At 71.1% G+C, this 3,390-nt stretch carries 3 protein-coding genes and 1 rRNA gene; all 4 read right to left on the reverse strand.

Going from position 1 to position 3,390, the window contains the following annotated elements; translation table 11 throughout:
• Positions 1–196: 196 nt before the first annotated feature.
• Complete coding sequence (locus ACFXB5_RS53120) at positions 197–1,369, reverse strand: acetoin utilization protein AcuC (protein ID WP_385223193.1); 1,173 nt, start codon at positions 1,367–1,369, stop codon at positions 197–199.
• Complete coding sequence (locus tag ACFXB5_RS53125; RefSeq protein ID WP_385223195.1) at positions 1,338–2,546, reverse strand: MFS transporter; 1,209 nt, start codon at positions 2,544–2,546, stop codon at positions 1,338–1,340. The genes ACFXB5_RS53120 and ACFXB5_RS53125 overlap by 32 nt, the downstream gene beginning before the upstream one ends.
• Positions 2,547–2,570: 24 nt before the next feature.
• Positions 2,571–3,227, reverse strand: coding sequence for an HAD family hydrolase (locus ACFXB5_RS53130; RefSeq protein ID WP_385223197.1), 657 nt, complete (start codon positions 3,225–3,227; stop codon positions 2,571–2,573).
• 76 nt (positions 3,228–3,303) lie between these two features.
• A 5S ribosomal RNA gene (rrf, locus tag ACFXB5_RS53135) occupies positions 3,304–3,390 on the reverse strand; the annotation flags it as partial.

Genomic DNA, 3,390 nt, shown 5'->3' on the forward strand with positions numbered 1-3,390 from the left:
CTCCAGGGGGCACCTCCCAGCGGTAGCTGGGGGAGATTGAGGAGCGGGGTCTGGGGCGGAGCCCCAGTTGTGGGAAAGGGCCGGGACGGGAACAGCCCGCCGCAGGCGTCCCGATCCGCCGGACACCCCCCAGCGTCCCGATCCGCCGGACGCTCCCCCCAAGGCCGCAGTCGGTGCACGGGGCGTTCTACATGCTTTACGGCAGCAGCCCGTGGTGTGGGAAGACCGCCCGGCGCGTCGCCAGGATCGCCTGGTCCAGCCGGTCCGCGGGGTCGTACCCGGCCTCGTGGAAGTCCTGCCAGTCCGGCGCCCGCCCGTCCGTCATCCGCCGCGGCGCGTCCATCCGGGTCCGCCGGTACACCTCCTGCCGCCACTCCTCCGGCACCGGCGAGGTGGCCTCCACCGGCCGCCCGGCCGCGATCGCGACCAGATGCGTCCAGGACCGCGGCACCACGTCCACCACCGCGTAGCCACCGCCCCCGAGCGCCACCCAGCGCCCGTCCGCGTGGTCGTGCGCCAGCCGGTGACAGCTCTCGGCGACCGCCCGCTGTGCGTCGACGGTCACCGCCAAGTGGGCCAGCGGATCCTCGACATGGGTGTCCGCGCCGTGCTGGGTCACCAGCACCTGCGGGCGGAACGCCGCCAGCAGCTCCGGCACCACCGCGTGGAAGGCCCGCAACCAGCCCGCGTCCGAGGTCCCGGCCGGCAGCGCCAGATTGACCGCCGACCCCTCGGCACCCTCCCCGCCCGCCTCCTCCGGCCAGCCGGTCTGCGGGAACAGCGTCCGGGGGTGCTCGTGCAGCGAGATCGTCAGCACCCGCGGATCGTCCCAGAAGGCCGCCTGCACCCCGTCCCCGTGGTGGACGTCCACATCCACGTACGCGACCCGCTCCGCCCCCAGCTCCAGCAGCCGCGCGATCGCCAGCGCCGCGTCGTTGTAGATGCAGAACCCGGACGCGCCCCGGGGCATGGCGTGGTGCAGCCCGCCCGCGAAGTTCACCGCGTGCAGCGCCTCCCCGCGCCAGACGTCCTCGGCCGCGCCCACCGACTGCCCGGCGATCAGCGCGGACGCCTCGTGCATCCCCGCGAAGGCCGGGTCGTCGATCGTCCCGAGGCCGTACGAACCGTCCGCCGCCTCCGGGGCGGCCGAGGCGCGGCGTACCGCCTCGATGTACTCCTTCCCGTGGACCAGGCGCAGCGTCGACTCCCCGGCCGGCTTGGCGGCCACCACCCGGACCGCCCGGTCCAGACCGTACGCCTGCACCAACCGCATGGTCAGCGCCAACCGCACCGGGTCCATCGGATGCCCGGCGCCGAAGTCGTATCCGGTTACTTCCTCATCCCACATCAACTGTGCGCGGCCGCTCATGCCCGTCACCGTATCCGGCTGGTACAGGGCTGAACGACCTCGCGTACCGGATCGTCACCAGCACAAGCGCCATCGGCACCAGCATCGCCGCACGGTAGCTCCACGCCCCGCCGAGCGCGCCGACGAGCGGGGAGCCGATGAGGAAGCCCACGTAGTTGAAGATGTTGAGGCGCGCGACGGCGGCGTCGGACGCCCCGGGGAAGAGCCGCCCCGCGGCCGCGAAGGTCTGCGGCACCAGCACGCACAACCCCAGCCCCAGCAGCGTGAACCCGGCCATCCCCACCCATGCCCCGGGCGCCGCCGCCACCACCGCGAAGCCGCCGCCCGCGAGCAGCGCCCCGGCCCGGACCACGGCGACCGCGCCGAAGCGACGCACCCCGAGGTCGCCGAAGGAGCGGCCGAGGAGCGTGGTGACCATATAGACGTTGTACGGGACCGTGGCCAGCTGCTCGGAGCTGTGCAGCACGTCCTCCAGGTACTTGGCGCTCCAGTTGGAGACGGTGGAGTCGCCGATGTAGGCGAAGGCCATGACGAGACAGAGCGGCAGCAGCACCCGCATGCTCACCGTGGTCTCGTCCCTGACCACTTCGGTCGGCTCGGCGCCCTGGTGATCGAGGTACCAGCGGCCGGCGATCAGTGCGATGGGCACCAGGATGGCCACCAGCGGCGCGTAGAGCGTGGGCAGCGGCAGGTCCCAGTGCGCCCCCGCCCAGGCGAGCGAGGCCCCGGTGATCCCGCCCAGGCTGTACGCGCCATGGAAGCCGAGCATGATGCTGCGCCCGTACGCGCGCTGGAGGCTCACCCCGAGCATGTTCATCGACGCGTCCAGCGCACCGACCGTCAGCCCGAACACGGCGAGCGCCACGGCGAGCTGCCACACCGTCGTCCCCGATCCGGCGGACAGCAGGGCGAGGGAGACGACGGGCTGCACCACGCGAAGGACCAGCCCCGGACGCATCCGCTTGACGAGATGCTCGGTGGCGACGCTGCCCACCCCGGCGAGGATCGGCACGGCGGCCAGGAAGAGGGGCAGCAGCCCATCGGATATCCCGTACCGGTCCTGGAGCGCGGGTATGCGCGTCACCAGCAGAGCGAAGATCGCGCCCTGGACGAAGAAGCTGATGGCCAATGAGGCCCGGCCCTGCCGGAGCCGGCGACTCGGACGCGAATCCGTCATGCACGTGGAGCGTACGGCCCCGGGCTACTTGTGGGTAGAGGTGAGCAGCCCTCGCAGTTCGGCCATCTCCACGAAGAGGCCCCGGGCCGCGGCGAGTTTGGCCGCGGGCGTCATGGCCGTGTAGCCGTACACATCCATCCCGGCGGCCAGCGCGGCCTGGACCCCGAGCGGGCTGTCCTCGACGACGGCACAGCGCTCGGGCGCCACACCCATGCGCTCGGCCGCATGAAGGAACAGATCCGGGGCGGGCTTGCCCCGGCCCACGTCCTCGGAGCTGAAGATATGGCCCTCGCCGAAGAGGTCGTACAGCCCGGTCGTACGGAGGGCGACGCGGATGCGCTCATGGCTGCCGGAAGAGGCGACGCAGTACGGAACGCCATCGGCCCGCAGCTTCTCCAGAACCTCGGCCACACCGGTGACCGGCCGCAGCTCGCGGCGGAAGGCGTCGAAGACCCGGCCGTGAAAGGTGGTGTCGAAGTCCGGCGGAAGCCGCCGGCCCGAGCGCTCGAGGACCAGGTCGTGGATGCGATGCATGGCGGAGCCCATGTAGTCGCGTATGGAGTCCTCGTAGCTGGTGGGGTGCCCCAACTCGGTGAGGTAGGCGGCGAGAAGCCGATTGGAGATGGGCTCGCTGTCGACGAGCACTCCGTCGTTGTCGAAGATGACCAGGTCATAGCGCATGTGGTCAGCCTACAAACAGAAATGCGAAAAGCCCGGTCGAGAGCCGAAGCTCTCAACCGGGCTTTTCATAAAATTTGTTCGGCGGCGTCCTACTCTCCCACAGGGTCCCCCCTGCAGTACCATCGGCGCTGAAAGGCTTAGCTTCCGGGTTCGGAATGTAACC

It is taken from the genome of Streptomyces sp. NPDC059455 (assembly GCF_042750115.1).
GTDB classification, from domain to species: Bacteria; Actinomycetota; Actinomycetes; order Streptomycetales; family Streptomycetaceae; genus Streptomyces; species Streptomyces endocoffeicus.

What these genes read in the sequence shown, in the direction of transcription:
- ACFXB5_RS53120 (WP_385223193.1), bottom strand. Translation starts at nt 1,369, where the DNA reads ATGAGCGGCCGCGCACAGTTGATGTGGGATGAGGAAGTAACCGGATAC.
- ACFXB5_RS53125 (WP_385223195.1), bottom strand. Translation starts at nt 2,546, where the DNA reads ATGACGGATTCGCGTCCGAGTCGCCGGCTCCGGCAGGGCCGGGCCTCA.
- ACFXB5_RS53130 (WP_385223197.1), bottom strand. Translation starts at nt 3,227, where the DNA reads ATGCGCTATGACCTGGTCATCTTCGACAACGACGGAGTGCTCGTCGAC.